The organism is Azospirillum terrae (assembly GCF_053470425.1).
In genome coordinates, this window is record NZ_JBPXMR010000015.1 from 79330 (window position 1) to 94949 (window position 15620).

General features: G+C 68.6%; 16 protein-coding genes. 10 read left to right on the forward strand and 6 right to left on the reverse strand.

All coding sequences use genetic code 11. The features are described from left to right. Positions 1-24: 24 nt before the first annotated feature. The 4 genes from ACSVDD_RS25750 to ACSVDD_RS25765 are packed head-to-tail and all read right to left on the reverse strand — an operon-like array spanning position 25 to position 4771. Positions 25-1098: a branched-chain amino acid ABC transporter permease gene (locus ACSVDD_RS25750; protein ID WP_448192283.1), complete on the reverse strand. Its 1074-nt coding sequence runs from the start codon at positions 1096-1098 to the stop codon at positions 25-27. A gap of 10 nt (positions 1099-1108) precedes the next feature. Beyond that, on the reverse strand, positions 1109-2002 hold the full coding sequence (locus ACSVDD_RS25755) for a branched-chain amino acid ABC transporter permease (RefSeq protein ID WP_448192284.1): 894 nt from the start codon (positions 2000-2002) through the stop codon (positions 1109-1111). 16 nt (positions 2003-2018) lie between these two features. Further along, entirely contained in the window at positions 2019-3959 is a 1941-nt protein-coding gene (locus tag ACSVDD_RS25760; protein ID WP_448192285.1) for a long-chain fatty acid--CoA ligase, read from the reverse strand. Continuing rightward, complete coding sequence (locus ACSVDD_RS25765; protein ID WP_448192286.1) at positions 3959-4771, reverse strand: ABC transporter ATP-binding protein; 813 nt, start codon at positions 4769-4771, stop codon at positions 3959-3961. The genes ACSVDD_RS25760 and ACSVDD_RS25765 overlap by 1 nt, the downstream gene beginning before the upstream one ends. A gap of 610 nt (positions 4772-5381) precedes the next feature. On the opposite strand from ACSVDD_RS25765, the gene ACSVDD_RS25770 reads away from it, so the two are divergent. The 3 genes from ACSVDD_RS25770 to ACSVDD_RS25780 all read left to right on the forward strand — a co-directional run bounded on the left by ACSVDD_RS25770 (position 5382) and on the right by ACSVDD_RS25780 (position 6489). Beyond that, complete coding sequence (locus tag ACSVDD_RS25770) at positions 5382-5597, forward strand: hypothetical protein (RefSeq protein ID WP_448192287.1); 216 nt, start codon at positions 5382-5384, stop codon at positions 5595-5597. Positions 5598-5665: 68 nt separating this feature from the next. Further along, positions 5666-6037 (forward strand): hypothetical protein, encoded by a 372-nt coding sequence (locus tag ACSVDD_RS25775; RefSeq protein ID WP_448192288.1) that lies wholly within the window; start codon positions 5666-5668, stop codon positions 6035-6037. A 65-nt stretch (positions 6038-6102) separates the two neighbouring features. Beyond that, positions 6103-6489, forward strand: coding sequence for a PRC-barrel domain-containing protein (locus ACSVDD_RS25780; protein ID WP_448192289.1), 387 nt, complete (start codon positions 6103-6105; stop codon positions 6487-6489). A gap of 155 nt (positions 6490-6644) precedes the next feature. Here the strand turns inward: ACSVDD_RS25780 and ACSVDD_RS25785 are convergent, their stop codons facing one another. Then, positions 6645-7403: an SDR family NAD(P)-dependent oxidoreductase gene (locus ACSVDD_RS25785; protein WP_448192290.1), complete on the reverse strand. Its 759-nt coding sequence runs from the start codon at positions 7401-7403 to the stop codon at positions 6645-6647. 223 nt (positions 7404-7626) lie between these two features. On the opposite strand from ACSVDD_RS25785, the gene ACSVDD_RS25790 reads away from it, so the two are divergent. Further along, on the forward strand, positions 7627-8133 hold the full coding sequence (locus tag ACSVDD_RS25790; protein WP_448192291.1) for a DUF938 domain-containing protein: 507 nt from the start codon (positions 7627-7629) through the stop codon (positions 8131-8133). Between the two features lie 8 nt (positions 8134-8141). Here the strand turns inward: ACSVDD_RS25790 and ACSVDD_RS25795 are convergent, their stop codons facing one another. Then, the gene (locus ACSVDD_RS25795) at positions 8142-9560 is read right to left on the reverse strand and encodes a L,D-transpeptidase family protein (protein WP_448192292.1); all 1419 of its coding nucleotides are present in this window, start codon (positions 9558-9560) and stop codon (positions 8142-8144) included. A gap of 225 nt (positions 9561-9785) precedes the next feature. On the opposite strand from ACSVDD_RS25795, the gene ACSVDD_RS25800 reads away from it, so the two are divergent. The 6 genes from ACSVDD_RS25800 to ACSVDD_RS25825 all read left to right on the forward strand — a co-directional run bounded on the left by ACSVDD_RS25800 (position 9786) and on the right by ACSVDD_RS25825 (position 15618). Next, complete coding sequence (locus tag ACSVDD_RS25800; RefSeq protein ID WP_448192293.1) at positions 9786-10685, forward strand: D-alanyl-D-alanine carboxypeptidase family protein; 900 nt, start codon at positions 9786-9788, stop codon at positions 10683-10685. 91 nt (positions 10686-10776) lie between these two features. Continuing rightward, positions 10777-12411, forward strand: a complete 1635-nt coding sequence (locus ACSVDD_RS25805) for a putative bifunctional lysylphosphatidylglycerol flippase/synthetase (RefSeq protein ID WP_448192294.1) — start codon at positions 10777-10779, stop codon at positions 12409-12411. Between the two features lie 94 nt (positions 12412-12505). Continuing rightward, on the forward strand, positions 12506-13621 hold the full coding sequence (locus tag ACSVDD_RS25810) for an extracellular catalytic domain type 1 short-chain-length polyhydroxyalkanoate depolymerase (RefSeq protein WP_448192295.1): 1116 nt from the start codon (positions 12506-12508) through the stop codon (positions 13619-13621). A gap of 63 nt (positions 13622-13684) precedes the next feature. Then, positions 13685-14041 (forward strand): ComEA family DNA-binding protein, encoded by a 357-nt coding sequence (locus ACSVDD_RS25815; RefSeq protein ID WP_448192296.1) that lies wholly within the window; start codon positions 13685-13687, stop codon positions 14039-14041. A gap of 40 nt (positions 14042-14081) precedes the next feature. Further along, complete coding sequence (locus ACSVDD_RS25820) at positions 14082-14282, forward strand: CsbD family protein (RefSeq protein ID WP_448192297.1); 201 nt, start codon at positions 14082-14084, stop codon at positions 14280-14282. 97 nt (positions 14283-14379) lie between these two features. Further along, positions 14380-15618 (forward strand): multidrug effflux MFS transporter, encoded by a 1239-nt coding sequence (locus ACSVDD_RS25825; protein WP_448192298.1) that lies wholly within the window; start codon positions 14380-14382, stop codon positions 15616-15618. Positions 15619-15620 lie beyond the last annotated feature (2 nt).

Below are 15620 nucleotides of genomic sequence, written 5' to 3' on the forward strand. Positions count from 1 at the left end.
ATACTTGGTTCGATTGTTTTGCGCTCAATGCGAGAACGGGTAGAGTTTCCAATAGGCCTTGATCTGCTTCCAGCGGTGCGCCAGCCCATCGGGCTCGAACACCAGGAACAGAATGATCACGATGCCGATCGACATCTCGCGCAGGAAGGCGACGGCCTCCTTGAGGTTCAGCGCCGCGTCGATGGCGGTGCCCGACAGCGCCGACGTGAGCGCCTGCATCAACTCGGGCAGCAGCACCATGAAGGCGGTGCCCATCAGCGAGCCCATGATCGAGCCCAACCCGCCGATGATGATCATGCCAAGGAACTGGATCGAGAAGAGGATGGTGAACCCCTCCACCGACACGAATTGCAGATAGTGCGCGTACAAGGCACCACCGATGCCGGCGTAGAAGGCGGAGATGCCGAAGGCCATCGTCCTGTACTTGGTCAAGTTGATGCCCATGATCTCGGCCGACAGGTAGTGGTCGCGCACCGCCACCAGCGCCCGACCGTCGCGGGTCCGCATCAGGTTGGTGGCCAGGATGTACATGACGACCACATAGGCCAGCACGACGTAGAAGTACCGCGCGTCGGTGTCGAAGGAGAAACCGAAGATCGACAGCGGCTCGGCGATGGTGCCGGCGACGCCGCCGGTGAACCAGTCGGCCCGCGCGAAGAAGTCCTGCAGGATGTACTGCGCCGCCAGCGTGGCGATGGCGAGGTACAGGCCCTTCAGCCGCGCCGCCGGCACGCCGAACACCATGCCGACCGCCGTGGTCATCACGCCGGCCAGCGGAATGGCGGCCACGACCGGGATGCCCCAGCGGTTGGACAGCCATGCCGACGCGAAGGCGCCGAAGCCGAAGAAGGCCGAATGCCCGATGGAGATCTGTCCGGTGAAGCCGACCAGGATGTTCAGCCCCAGCGCCGCGATGCCCAGATAGCCGATCTGGATCAGCTGGTTGAGCCAGAAGCGGTCCAGGAAGGACGGCACGGCCAGCAGCAGAACGACGCTGAGGATGGCGACGTTGCGGCTGGTGACGGTCGGGAAGATCGTCGTGTCGGTGCCGTAGCTGGTCTTGAAGTCGCCGCTCGGAATGATGGTGCTTGTGCTCATGGCCGTCTCCTCACACCCGCTCGATGTCTTTGGTGCCGAAGAGGCCGTAGGGCTTGACCATGAGGATCGCGATCAGGACGTAGAAGGGTGCGATCTCGTACATGTTGCCCCAGTTGAGCCACTGGCTGTCGACGTAATGGGCGATGTTCTCCAGCAGGCCGACGATCAGCCCGCCCAGCACGGCGCCGACGATGCTGTCCAACCCGCCGAGGATGACCGCCGGGAACACCTTGATGCCGAAGAAGGACAAGGCCGACGACACGCCGTTGACCACGCCCACCACGACGCCGGCCACGGCGGAGACCATGGCGGAGATGGCCCAGCTCATGGCGAACATCTGGCGCACGGAGATGCCCAGGGATTGCGCCACCTGCTGGTCGAAGGCGGTCGCCCGCATGGCGAGGCCCATGCGCGAGTATTTGAAGAACCAGCCGAAGCCGGCCATGATGACCAGCGAAATGGCCAGACTGACCACGTAGACCGTCTGCACCTCCAGCCCGAAGACGTTCATGGTCGGGCTGGCGAAAATCGGCGGGAACGGCTTGGCGAACACGCCGAACATCCACTTCATCAGCGCCTGGAAGACGATCGACAGGCCGATGGTCACCATGATGACCGAGATGATCGGCTCACCGATCATCGGCCGCAGCACGACGACTTGCAGGACGATGCCGAAGATCATCATGAAGACCAGCGTGATCGGGAAACCGATCCAGAACGGCAGCTGCCACGAGGTGAGCAGCCACCAGCAGGTCCAGGCGCCGATCAGCAGGAACTCGCCCTGGGCGAAGTTCACGATGCGGCTGGCCTTGTAGATCAGCACGAACGACATGGCGACGACGCCGTACAGCGCCCCGACGATCAGGCCGTTGATGAGCAATTGCAGGAGGAGGTTGGATTGCATGGTCTGTCTCCCCCGCTCAGGCCGCGACCGGAGCCGGCGCGCGGCGCGGCGTCGGGATCAGGTCCACGACCGGCAGCGTGGTGCGGATGCGCTGCTTGGTGCCGTCCTGGAAGGTGATGGTGGTGTCCACGTCGATGGCCTTCTGATCCGCGTAGATGGCGTCGATGATGGTGCCGTACTTGTCGGCGATGACGTTGCGCCGCACCTTGCGGGTGCGCGTCAGCTCGCCGTCGTCGGCGTCCAGCTCCTTGTAGAGCAGCAGGAATTTCGAGATGCGCTGCGCCTCCGGCAGGCCGGCGTTCACCTTCTCCACCTCCTGGCGGACCATCTCGTACACCTCGGGCTTGGAGGACAGGTCGGCGTAGGTGGTGAAGGCGATGCGGTTCTTCTCCGCCCATTTCGACAGGATGGAGAAGCGGATGCAGATCATCGCCGCCAGATACGGGCGCTTGTCGCCGAGGATCACCGCTTCCGCCACGTACGGCGAGAACTTCAGCTTGTTCTCCAGGTACTGCGGGCTGAAGCGGTCGCCGTGGGCGGTGGTGGCGATGTCCTTGATGCGGTCGATGATGACCAGATGGCCCTTCTTGTCGAAGAAGCCGGCGTCACCAGTGTGCATCCACCCCTGCCGCAGGTCGGCCGCCGTCGTCTCCTCGGCGCGGTAATAGCCGGCGAACATGTTGGGGTGCTGGGTGACCACCTCACCGACGCCGTTCTGGTCGGGGTCGATGACCTTCACCTTGATGCCGTCGTCGAACGGCACGCCCACCGTGTCGAAATCCACGTCGTTGCCGCGGTGCACGGTGTAGGCGCCCATGGTCTCGGTCTGGCCGTAGATCTGCCGCAGCGGCACGCCCAGCGCCTGGAAGAATCGGAAGGTGTCCGGCCCCAGCGCGGCACCGCCGGTCGCCGCCGAGGTCAGGTTGGTGAAGCCCAACCGGTCGCGCAGCGCGCGGAACAGGATCTGGTCGGCCAGCCAGGACCGCTTGCCCTGCGCCAGCGCCTCCAGCCCCAGCTTCATGCCCAACTCGAACATCTTCTGCTTGAACGGAGAGGCGTCCATCATCCGGGCGCGCACGTCGGCGGCGATCTGCTCCCACAGGCGCGGGGCGAACAGCACGAAGCTCGGCCCGATCTCGCGGAAGTCGTGCATCATCGTCTCGGCTTCCTCGACGAAGTTGACGCGCATGCGCGACACCATCGCCATTCCCACCGCGTAGACCTGCTCCATGATCCACGACAGCGGCAGCACCGAAACGTACTCGTCCGTCGGCCCCTTGGGGTCGGCCGACAGATAGCTGGCGCAGTGGCGCAGCAGCCGTCCGGCCGGCAGCATCGCCAGCTTGGGGTTGGACGTGGTGCCGGACGTGGTGCACAGCACCGCCACGTCCTCGCCCTTGCCCTCCGCCACCAGGCGGTCGTAGAGGTCCGGCTCGCGCTTGAGCAGTTCGTGGCCCATGGCGATCAGGTCGGTGGCGGCCATCAGCCGCGGGTCCTGATATTTGCGCATGCCGCGCGGGTCGGAATAGACGATGTGCTTGACGGTGTGGATGCGCTCACCCAGGCCGAGCAGCTTGTCGACCTGCTCCTCGTCCTCGGCGAACACCACCTTCACGTCGGCGTAGACGATGAGGTAGGCGACCTCATCCTCCAGGGCGTCGCGGTAGATGCCCAGGCTCATGGCGCCGGCCGCGTGGGCGGCAACCTCGCCCATCACCCAGTCCGGCCGGTTGTCGCCGATCAGCGCCACGACGTCCTCGCGGCCGATGCCCAACTGGCGCAGGCCGAGCGTGAAGGCGCGCACGCGCTCGTGCATCTGCGTCCAGGTGAAGGCGTGCCAGATGCCGAAGTCCTTCTCGCGCATCGCCACCTCGCCGCCGTGTTCGCGGGCGTGCAGCGCCAGCAGCTTGGGCAGCGTGTCGTGAAGGGTCAGATCGGGAAGCGGATGCGGGTTCATCACGCGACCTCCTCGTGCGGCGTTTCCTCGATTTCGTCGTCCTCGCCCAGATAGGCGCGGCGGACGCGGGGATCGGCCAGCACCTCGCCGGGCGTGCCCTCGGCGATCTTCTTGCCGAACTCCAGCACGATGACGCGGTGCGAGATGTCCATGACCACGCCCATGTCGTGCTCGATCATCACCACCGTCATCCCCCATTCCTCGTTGAGATCGACGATGTAGCGGGCCATGTCCTCCTTCTCTTCGAGGTTCATGCCGGCCATCGGCTCGTCCAGCAGGATGAGGTCGGGCTTGAGCGCCACCGCGCGCGCCAGTTCGACGCGCTTGCGCAGGCCGTAGGACAGCGTGCCGGCGACCGCCTTGCGGACGTGCTGGATCTCCAGGAAGTCGATGATCTCCTCGACGTCGCGGCGGTGCGACAGCTCCTCCTGCCGCGCCCCGGTCAGCCAGTACAGCGAGCCGGTGAGGAAGTTGTTCTTCAAGAGGTGGTGGCGGCCGACCATGATGTTGTCGAGCACCGTCATGTGGCCGAACAGCGCCAGATTCTGGAAGGTGCGGCCGATGCCCAGCGAGGCCCGGTGGTTGGGCGTCATGTCGGTGATGTCGCGCCCGTTGAACAGGACGCGCCCGCTGGTCGGCCGGTAGCGGCCGGAGATGCAGTTGACCATCGAGGTCTTGCCGGCCCCGTTCGGGCCGATGATCGAGAACAGCTCGCCCTTCTCGATGCGGATGCTGACGTCGGTCAGCGCCCGCACGCCGCCGAAGGCCAGCGAGATGTTGCGGGCTTCGAACATGGCATGGGGGGCGTTCATGAGCGCCTCCGATTCGCAACAGCCTGAGAGCGGACGCGCGGCATCCGGCGCGGCTGCGGCGCACCGGTCGCGTCTGGAATAAGGGCGGCGGAACTGAGCAAACTGTTTCTCCCCGAGCTGCGCCTTGCCTTGTTTGGTGGTCCGACCGGCCGGCGGGCGGCGGATCGGGCAGGCGCTTTCTTTAATCGCGGGCGATGATACACCATCCGTACGGTACCGTACAGTGGAGCTTTTTCAGTCAGCCCCCGGTCGAGGGCGCTCCCTCGCGCGACAATACGTCCCAGCCGGAAGGTTTGCGGAGAGCAGAGTCGATCTGCCGGTCGCTCGATTTCATAGGACGTTCCCCCATTACTGCGTTCCGCAGTGCGGCTGCCTTGAGCCAACCACCGTAAACCGGTCGTTGGCGCAGCTTCTTCGACGGAACCCTCCAGGGGCTCCGCTGTGGAAATTATCATAGGTTTCAACTGTATCCGGCCGCAACCGAAATCAGGACGGGGCTCTGCGGCGCCCGGCCGGGCGGGCTTAACTATGTCACCGTTAACTGTTGATTAACCATAGCTAACCGTTCGTGAATCCGCTTAGATGGCCTCGCCGATTGTTGGAGGAAGCCATGGCCCAGATCCTGTCGTTCCACGACGCCCAGCGCCGCCAGACGCAGGCGATCCAGCACGCCGCGGACCGCGCCGAGGCACTGTCCTACGTCGAGCGCATGACGGCCTTCCACGCCGAGATGCAGCGCCTGACCGCCCGCTTCGACATCCTCGGCGACGCCGAGACGCACGCCGAGGCGGAACTCTTCTTCCACCCGGCGATGCTCCGCGCCTAAACCCGTCGCCGCCCGCCCGCACCCGCGCTATACAGTGCCCGCGACGGCACGGGCGGGCAGCGGGAATGATGGCCGAAGAGGAATACGAGGAAGCGGCGCGGCCGGTCCCCGAGGATTACGGGCTAGAGGCCGAGGATCTGCGCCTCTGGTACTCGCCGGGGCGGGCCGGTGCGATCCTCACGGTGCTGACCACGCTCGGCATGGCGGTGAACGGCGCCATCGATGGGGCTGCGCACACGCTGCCGCAGTTGCTGGGTGCCGTGGTCGGCTTCTTCTATGGGGCGCTGCTGGGGGTGTTCGCCGGGATCGGCGTCATGGTGCTTCTGCTGTGGTGCGACCCGCTGCTGGCGCGGTCCTGGCCGACCTACGGGCGCCTGCGCCGCTACCGCGAGGCTCTGGCCGCCGCCCGCGCCGCCGAAGAGCGTACCCCGCACAGGTGACGGGAGCACAGCGGCTGACGCGCTGTTGAAGGGAGTGTCCGCATCGGCAGGGGGGAGGCCCGGCCATGTCCAACAACCCCATCATTCGCTCGGCGCTTGCCCTGTCGCTGACGCTGTGCGCCCCGGCGCTCGGCGCCGCCGCGTGCCCCGATCCGAACAGTCTGGCGGTCATCGGCGGGAACGAATTGTCGGACCTCGACGATCTCATCGAGCGCCCCGTCACCAGTGCCGACGGCCGGACGGTCGGCGTGGTCAAGGATGTCGTCCTCGACGCGTGCGGGACACCGTCGACGCTCATCGTGGCGCTGGCCCACAAGGACGTCGCCATTTCCATCGACCGCGTGCGATTCGAGCCCGAGGGCGAAGAGCTGTTCATCGCCGGCCTGACCCAGGCGGCGATTGCCGCCCTGCCGGCGGTGAACGGGGCGGCCGTATCGCTGGATCGCCGGTAACCGGGAGAGCCCCATGAGCCCCTATCCGCCGCCACAGGAACCGGACAGCCCCATCCCGGCACCGACGCCGCTCCCGGACCCGACCGGGCCGGATGTCCCTTCAGACGCACCGCCCATCCCCGGCGAGCCCCGGCCGCCCACGCTTGGCTGAGCGGTCAGGCCAACCCGACGCGCCGGCGCAGCTCCGGGTCGCGGATCGTCAATTCCTGCCCCGCGAGATCGTCGGCGTCGGCGGTGCAGAGATAGACGATGGCGCGCGCCGGGGCCTCGGGCTGGGCGAGATCCGAGCGCTTCAGCCGGCTGACCTCGTTGATGCCCGAGGCGCGAATCGTCGCCTGCATCCCGGTGTCCACCACGCCCGGCTGGAGCCCGAACACGCGCAGCCCTTCGGCGCCGTATTCCAGCGCCAGCATGCCGGTCAGCATCGCCAGCCCGGCCTTGCCGCTGCAATAGGCCGACCAGCCTTCGACCGGCCGGTGCGCCGCGCCGGAGCTGATGTTGACCACCGTGCCGCCCCGTTTCAGCAGACTCGGCAGCGCCGCGCGCACGACGTTGTAGGCGCCGCCGAGGTTGATCGCCAGATTGCGGTGCCACAGCGCCGGGTCGGTGTCGCCCAGCCGGCCGATGGGATCGACCACCCCGGCGTTGTTGACCACGATGTCGATTCCGCCGAATCGCTCGACGGCGGTGCGGACGATCCCCTCCACCGCGCTCCAGTCCGACACGTCGCAGGCGTGCAGAAGGTGCGGCCGGCCGAGGACCGTCAGGCGCTCGGCCAGAGCGTCGGACACCGGGGTGCTGCGCGCCAGCCCGATGATCGTGGCGCCGGCTTCGGCCAGGGCCACGGCGGCGGACAGGCCGATGCCGCGCGAGGCTCCGGTGACAAGGGCGACCTTTCGGTCCAGACTCGGCATGATCGTCTCCGTATCGGGGGAGGGGGAACGAACCGGCTCGACGAGGGGCGTTCGCCCGCTGGATAGTCATCGCACCGTCAACGAAACAAGAGTGCCCCGCCATGCTCTCCGCTGCTACCGTTCTCGACCATGCCGACCGCTGATCGCCTCGACGCCCCTGCCACCGGACGCAACCGCGCCCCCATCCTGGCGGTGCTGCGCCGCGTCCTGCCGTCCGCGGGCTTTGGTCCTGGAGGTCGCCAGCGGCACCGGGCAGCACGCGGCGTTCTTCGCAGCGGCCCTGCCGGGCCTCGTCTGGCAGCCGTCCGACCGCGATCCGACGCACCGCGCCAGCATCGCCGCCTGGACCGAGAGCCAGCCCAACGTCCGCCCGCCGCTCGACCTCGACACCATGCGCCGGCCCTGGCCGGTCGAGCGGGCCGAGGCGGTGGTCTGCATCAACATGATCCACATCGCACCGTGGGAAGCCGGCCTCGGCCTGCTGGACGGCGCTGCTGCGGTGCTTCCGCCGGGCGGGCCGCTGGTCCTCTACGGCCCCTACCGGCGCGGCGGCGCGCACACCGCACCGAGCAACGCCGCCTTCGACGCCGACCTGCGCGCCCACAACCCCGCCTGGGGCGTGCGCGACCTGGAGGCGGTGGAGACGGCCGCATCGGCGGCCGGGCTCATGCTGGAGGAGGTCGTCGAGATGCCGGCCAACAACCTGACGGTGCTGTTCCGGCGCTCCTGACGCCGCGGTTACATCGCCGCAGGCAGCAACTGCGCCTGACCGGCCGCCGGGGCGGGCGGCGTCGGCAGGGTGCGGATCGGCTTCGGTTCCAGGCGCTTGACCGTGGCGGTGGAAGCCGGTGCCGGCGGGGCCGGCGGCTCGTCGTAGATGCCGGGGTGGACGCGGACCGTGCCCTCGGGCTCGACCGTCGCCGTCCAGTACACGAAGCGGACGGGAACCGCGCTCGGCAGGCCGATGGTCTTGGTCTGCCCGGATTCGAGCTGGCGCTCGATGGCGGGGGAGTCGAGCTTGGCGGCGCGCAGCAGCGTCTCGGCCACCTGCCGCGCGTCGGCGAGGCGCACGCAGCCCGAACTGGCCGCCCGCAGATCGCGGTCGAACAGCTTGGGGTCGTTGGTGCCGTGCAGGAAGATCCCCTCGCCGTTGGTCAGGTTGAAGCGGAACCGGCCCAGCGCGTTGTTGTCGCCCGGCCGCTGCACGATCCTTATGCGGCCGGGATCGACCGACCACCAGTTGACCGTCTCCGGCACGACCTCGGCGCCGTCCAGATAGACGATGGCGTCCTTGATGCCCGTGTTGCCCTTCTTGCGAAGCACCGGCAGCTTGTCCTCGACCAGCACCGTGGGCGGCACCGTCCAGGTCGGGTTGATGGTCACGCTGGTGACGCGGTCCTGCAACAGCGGCGTCTGCCGGCTCGGCCGGCCGACCACGGCGCGCATGGTGAACACCAGCTTGCCGCGCTCGATGTAGGTCACGGTCTGGCTCGGCAGATTGACCAGCAGCACCGTCTCGGGCACCGAGGGCTGGAACGCCTTCAGCGCCACGGCGGCGTTGCGCATCAGCGTCGCCGCCTCCTTGGGCGTGCGGTCGAGCGCCTGCCGGGTGACCTCGCCGACCTTGCCGTCGGGCATCAGCCCCTCGGCCACTTGGAAGGAACGCACCGCTGCTTCGAGCGTGTCGTCGAAGGCTTCCGTCCATTGTTCCGGCGCCAGATGGCCCAGCTCGATCAGGCGGGTCGCCACGCGGCCGACACGGTCGGCGCTGCGCGCCCGCATGGGAAGCGTCAACGGTGGCGGCGGCGGTCCGGCGGCGATGGTCGCGGGAATCTCCGGCGCCGGTTCCACGGCTTCAGCCGACACCGGTGTGACAGGAACCGGTGCGGATTCCCATCCGGCGGCCGGCTGCACGGGGCCGGGAACGACCACGTCGACCATGCCGCCATCGCCCTTCTTGAGGACCATGCCGTAGCCGATGCGGGTGGCCTTCACCTTCGGCGCGGTTTCCAACTCGGTGGCCCGCTGTTCGAGCCGGGTCAGCCAAGAGCCCACCAGGTCGCGGGCCCCCGGAGCGGTTCCCCCGGCGGCTTTAGCAGCGGCGTTCGCGGTGCCGATGGGCATCAGGAGAAGGCCGGAGAGGAGCCCTGCGGCCATCCCCACCCGCATGCAGGGTCGTGCGTAGGAGCGAAGTGCGTTTAGCATGTCCGTAACATCCCACGCATCCCTTAAAAAATCCTGCTCATGCGGCGGTGCCGTGCCGCGGGGCAGATCTGCCTTGGACGCGGGTGTGGGGCAAGTGACATCCGGCGGACGTATGGCAAATGTTTGTTAACCGCTTGCGGCTTAAACGGGGCGATCACTCCAGCCCTGGTCCCCATCATGCCGCGTACGCCTTCCGGTTTTTTCCTGCCGCTCCTGCTGTCGCTTGCGCTTGTCGCACCCGTTTCCCTTGGATCGCCGGAGGCCGCGGCGAAGACCGCCAAGGCCGCCGCGCACGCGCCGGCCAAGAAGGCCGTCAAGGGCTTCCAGCCCGTCCACGCCTCCGTGCTGATGGACGCGCGGACCGGGCGCGTCATCGAATCGAACAACGCCGACGTCGTCACCTATCCCGCGTCTCTCACCAAGATGATGACGCTGCTGCTCACCTTCGAGGCGCTGGAGCGCGGCGCGCTGCGCCCCGACCAGGAATTGCCGGTGTCGGCGCACGCTGCGAACCAGAAGCCGTCGCGCCTGGGCGTCGTGCCGGGCGGGACGATCCGTGTCGAGGACGCCGTCCTGGCGCTCACCGTGAAGTCCGCCAACGACGTGGCCGTGGTGCTGGCCGAAGCGCTGGGCGGCAGCGAGGCGAAGTTCGCCGAGCAGATGACCGCCAAGGCCCGCGCGCTCGGCATGACCAACACCACCTTCCGCAACGCCTCGGGCCTGCCGCACCGCGAGCAGCGCACCACGGCGCGCGACATGGCGAAGCTGTCGCGCGCCGTGGTCAGCCTGCCGGGGCGCTACTACGCCAATTTCGGGCGCACCAGCTTCGACTGGAACGGCACCACGGTGGCCGGCCACAACCGGCTGATCGGCAAGGTGGATGGCTATGACGGCATCAAGACCGGCTTCGTCAACACCAGCGGCTTCAACCTCGCCGGCAGCGCCACCCGCAACGGCCAGCGCCTGATCGCCGTCGTGCTGGGCGGCAGCACCGCCGCCGTGCGCGACCGCGAGGTCGCCGACCTCCTGGAAAAGGGCTTCCGTTCCACGACGAAGCAGTCGGTGGCGGCGCGTTGATCACCGGTGCACCGGCTCGTCTGCGATCGGGCGAGCCGGAACGGGCCTTGCGCTGTTTGACTCCCACTGACTCGTTTGGAGCCGGTGGGCGATGGTCGACACTGCACGCATTCCTGAGCTTGGCGAGCGCGAGGACCGGCGCCACGCCATGGTCCAGACGCTTCTGCGCTATGGGACCGGCCTGCTGATCCTGGCGCTGCTCGCCGGCGCGCTGCTGATCCTCAACCGCTGGCTCGAGCGGTACAGCATCCACGACATCCGCCTCGCCATGGCCGGGATCGGCGCCCGCCAACTGGTGTGGGCGGCGGCGGCGGCGGCGACCAGCTATTGGCTGCTGACGCTGTACGACGTGCTGGCGCTCCACCATCTGCGGCGCGACCTGCCGTACCGCTGGGTGGCCTTCACCGCCTTCACCAGCTACGCCTTCAGCCACAGCCTGGGCTTCGCCAGCATCATCGGCACGACGGTGCGCTACCGCCTCTACGCGCCGCTGGGCTTGAGCGCCATGGAGGTGGCGCAGGTGACGCTGTTCGTCGTCACCACCTTCACGCTGGGGCTCGCCGTGGTGATGCCCATCGTCATGCTGATCGATCCCACGGCGCTGAAGGCGCTGCACCTGGCGCCGGAAGCCGCCACCCTGCTGGGCGGCGTGGCGCTGGCGATTCTGGCCACCTATGTGCTGGCCGGTGCGTGGCTGCGGCGTCCGCTGCGGGTGTTCGGGCACGCCGTCGCGTTCCCTCGCCCATCGGTCGCGGCGGGGCAACTGCTGCTCGGGCTGTGCGACCTGTCGCTGGCGGCCGGGGTGCTTTACCTCTGCCTGCCAGCGTCGGAGGCGGTCTCCTACATGGACGTGCTTGTGGCGTTCGGGCTGGCGCTGGTGGCCGGGATCATCAGCCACGTGCCGGGCGGGCTGGGCGTCTTCGACGCCATCGTGCTGGTCAGCCTGACGCCGGAGATGGCCGGCAACGACGTGATGGCCGGTCTGCTGACCTTTCGCATCATCTATTATCTGGCGCCGCTGGTGCTGGCCGGCCTGATGTTCGGTGCGCTGGAGGCGTTCCAGGCCCGTCACCACATCGGCGGCGTGTCGCGCGGCCTGTCCGCGGTGGTCAGCCCGGTGGTGCCGCTGGTGCTGGCCGCCTGCACCTTCCTCACCGGGGCGTTCCTGCTGTTCTCGCGGGCGACGCCCGACGAGACGCTGCCGTCGCCGTTCAGCGCGGTGTCGCTGCCGCTGGTGGAGATGTCGCACTTCACCGGCAGCGTCGTCGGCGTGCTGCTGATCCTGCTGTCGCACGCCATCCAGAAACGGCTGCACGCCGCCTGGGTGGTGTCGTCGGCATTGCTTGCCATCGGCACCCTGACCTCGCTGCTCAAGGGCGGCGACTGGCGTGAGGCCATCGTGCCGGGCCTGATTTTCCTGGCCCTGTTGCCGGCCCGCGGCGAGTTCACCCGCCGTGGGGCGATCTTGACGCAGTGCCTGTCGCCGGCCTGGTTCGTCGCGGTCGGCGTGGCGCTGTCCAGCGCGCTGTGGCTCGGCCTGTTCTCCTACAAGCACGTGGAGTTCAACGACGAGCTGTGGTGGCACTTCGCCCTGCACGGCGACGCGTCGCGCTTCCTGCGGGCCTCGGTGGCCGTTGGCGTGATCGCGCTGGTGGCCGCCCTCATCCACCTCGTCACCGCGGCGGCTCGCCTGCGCCACCCGGACGCCGGGGCGGATTGCCCGTGACCGGTGGAACCATCGCCCGGCAAGCCGGTTGACCCATTATGCTGCGCCGCAACATAATGCTGAGCCACGGCTTCGCCTTGAGAGGACAATTCTTTTGCTGAATCTCGGCCAGACCACCGCCAAGCTCGCCCAGCATCGCCGCCAGTGGGAACAGTTCCTGTCCGGCGGCGCCGCAGAGGTGCCGGGTGGCACCGGGCTGACCGAGGTGGCCGATTTCGGCACGAACCCCGGCAATCTGCGCATGTTCACCCACGTACCGGCGAAGGTGCAGCGCTCGGCGCCGCTGGTCGTGGTGCTGCACGGCTGCACGCAGACCGCCGCCGGCTACGACCAGGGCACGGGGTGGTCCGGGCTCGCCGACCGCTTCGGCTTCGCCCTGCTGCTGCCCGAGCAGAAGCGCACGAACAACCCCAACGTCTGCTTCTCCTGGTTCCTGCCCGGCGACACCGCCCGCGGCTCCGGGGAGGTGGCGTCGATCCGCCAGATGATCGACCGGATGGTCGCCGACCACGGCCTGGACCGTGACCGTGTCTACGTCACCGGCCTGTCGGCGGGTGGTGCCATGGCGTCGGCCCTGCTGGCGACCTATCCCGAGGTCTTTGCCGGTGGCGCCATCGTGGCCGGGCTCCCCTACGGCGCGGCGCGCAGCGTGGCCGAGGCGTTCGAGGCCATGTTCAAGCCGCGCAGCCGCGCCCCGCAGGAGTGGGGCGATCTGGTCCGCGCCGCCTCGCCGCACGCCGGGCCGTGGCCCAGGGTTTCCGTGTGGCACGGCGATGCCGACAAGACGGTGATCCCGCGCAACGCCGACGAAGCCGTCAAGCAATGGCTGGACGTGCACGGCGTCGGCCCGGTCCCGGCCTCCGAAAACATTTCCGGCGAGCACACGCACCGCATCTGGCGGAACGCCGCCGGTGAGGAGGTTGTCGAACTGCACACGCTGGCCGGCATGGCGCACGGTGTCGCCGTGCACCCCGGCGAGGGCGGCGAGCGCTGCGGCGTTGCCGGGCCGTACATCCTGGATGTCGGCGTGTCCTCCACATGGCGGATCGCCGCCTCGTGGGGGCTGACCGAAGGGGTGCCGGAGGTCGAGGTGCAACGGCCGGCTGCGGAACCGGTCGAGGCCAAGCCAGGACTTGGCGCGAAGATCAAGTCGGCGGCCATCAAGGTGTTGCGGGCCATCGGGCTCATGAAGCCGCCGCGCGGCCCCTGACGCACACGGAACGTCCGGCCGCTGCCGAGCGTTTCCGAGGCATTGGGTCTCAGGAGCGTAGATATGGACATCGACAAGAAGACGATCGCCGGAGCCGCGGCCGCCGTTGCCGCCGGCGTGGCCGGTGCCGTTGCCTACACCGCCCTCAAGGGCAAGGGCGCGCCGGGCGACGGCAAGCCGGCGGCCCGGCCGCCGAAAGGGCAAGGCAAGCGAAAGCACGAACCCGAGGCGACGCCCGAGGGTCCGATCAACCTCAACAAGGCGGCGCACCGCGAGTTGATGGCCCTGAAGCACATCGGCAAGGCGCGGGCCAAGCGCATCCTGCACGCCCGGCCGTTCAGGTCGGTCGACGATCTGGTGAACCGCGGGCTGGTCCCCGCCGACGTCCTCGCCGCGGTCCGCGATCGCCTGACGGTGTGACCGGCCGCGCAATCAATTGCCGGGCGGGCGGTTATCCCTGATGGTCGCAACCCAGGAGGACACCATGGACAAGGACCGGGTTCAAGGCGCGGGCAACAAGATGAAGGGCGACGTCAAGCAGGCCGCCGGCAAGGCCACCGGCGACCAGAAAATGCAGGCCGAGGGCGCCATGGACAAGGCCAAGGGCAAGGTCCAGAACGCCGTTGGCGGAGCCAAGGACGCCCTGAAGGGCAAGAGCTGACCGGGCCACGGAAAAAGACAGGCGAAGGGCGGTCCGGCGTGACCGCCCTTTTCCGTTACGGCTTGCCGATCCGGCCGCGCCGCACCAGACTTAGCCGATGCCTTACTCCCACGACATTCCCCCGCGGACGACCGACATCCGCTTCGCCGAGTTCGTCGCCCTTATCGCACTGCTGATGGCGATGACGGCGCTGTCCATCGACATCATGCTGGTGGCGCTGCCGGACATCGCCCGCACCTTCGCGGTGGCCGGGCCGAACGACCGGCAGCTCATCGTCACCGGCTACATGCTGGGCTTCGCCGCCGGCCAGCCGTTCCACGGCCCGCTCTCCGACCGCTTCGGGCGCAAGCCGGTGCTGGCCGCCGGGCTGGTCATCTTCGCGCTGGGCTCGCTGGGCGCTGCGCTGGCGCCGAGCTTCGGCTGGATGCTCGCCGCCCGCGCCGTGCAGGGCTTCGGCGCCGCGGCGCCGCGGGTGGTCGCCGTCGCCATCGTGCGCGACCGCTTCGTCGGGCGCGACATGGCGCGGGTCATGTCGTTCGCCATGATGGTCTTCATCATCGTCCCGGTCATCGCGCCGGCCATCGGCGAGGGCATCATGCGGGTGAGCGCGTGGCCGTGGATCTTCGGCGCGCTGTTCCTGGCGGCGGCCGGCGCGCTCGCCTGGGCGGCGCTGCGCCTGCCGGAGACCCGGCCGGCCGAGGACCGCATGCCGCTGTCCGCCAGCGCGCTCGGCGGCGCCTTCCGCACGGTGGTGACGACGCGCTGCACGGTGGGCTACACGATCGCCATGGGGTTCATGTTCGGTAGCCTGCTGGGCTACATCGGCAGCGCGCAGCAGGTCTTCGTCGACGTCTACGGCCTGGGCGCCCTGTTCCCGGTGGCGTTCGGGGCCATCGCCGGGGTCATGGCGCTCGCCTCGCTGACCAACGCGCGGCTGGTCGGCCGGCTGGGCATGCGGCGGGTGTCGCATGTGGCGCTGATCGGTTTCGTGGCGGCCTGCGCCCTGATGGCGCTCGCCGGGTTCCCGGAACACCCGCCGCTGCTGGCGCTCGGCGCGTTCCTGGCGACGACGTTCTATTGCTTCGGGCTGATCGCGCCGAACTTCAACGCGATGGCCATGGAGCCGCTCGGCCACATCGCCGGCATGGGGTCCTCGTTCGTCGGGTTCTACACCACGGCGGCGGGGGCGTTCTTCGGCTGGCTGGTCGGGCAGGCTTTCGACGGCACCGTGCGCCCGATGACCATCGGTTTCGCATGCCTCGGGCTGGCGACGCTGGTGAGCGTGCTGCTGACCGAAGGCGGAGCCCTGATGCGGACGCGCGACGCCGGGCCGTGAAG